Origin of the sequence: Limnohabitans sp. WS1 (genome assembly GCF_003063265.1) — a bacterium.
Classification (GTDB): Bacteria; Pseudomonadota; Gammaproteobacteria; order Burkholderiales; family Burkholderiaceae_C; genus Limnohabitans_A.
The window spans coordinates 1-391 of sequence record NZ_NERU01000004.1 but is presented as its reverse complement, the minus strand read 5'-3'; positions in this window follow the sequence as shown (position 1 = coordinate 391).

Here is a 391-nt window from a genome sequence, read left to right as displayed (position 1 = left end):
GCTGAGTTTGCTGCACGCAAGGTCGCCCAAGTCACACATCGCTTGTCGATGCCATGACTTGGGCGACTGAGGTGTGTGAATTCACCAGAGTTCATTGGGAATAGGTCAAGGCTCGCTCGTGTCAGTGCAACAGGGTGCCCGCAGTAGCTTCTTGATCTGGTCCAGTGAAGTTTGAAGTCAAAGGCTCGTCTTGGGCTCAGCGATCTCTGTGGGAGCCCCGCCCTCGGGGCGATGGGTGGTGGTCTGCGAGGCTTATCGCGACGAGGGCGTCGCTCCTAGTGCGCCCGTGAAGGCGCGTACACAGCATGGTGAGAGTCCATGTCGGGGTAAGCCAAGGCCCCGTAGTCGAAGGTAACTGCGTCGCTGCGAAGCGGGGTGGAGAGCAACCGGA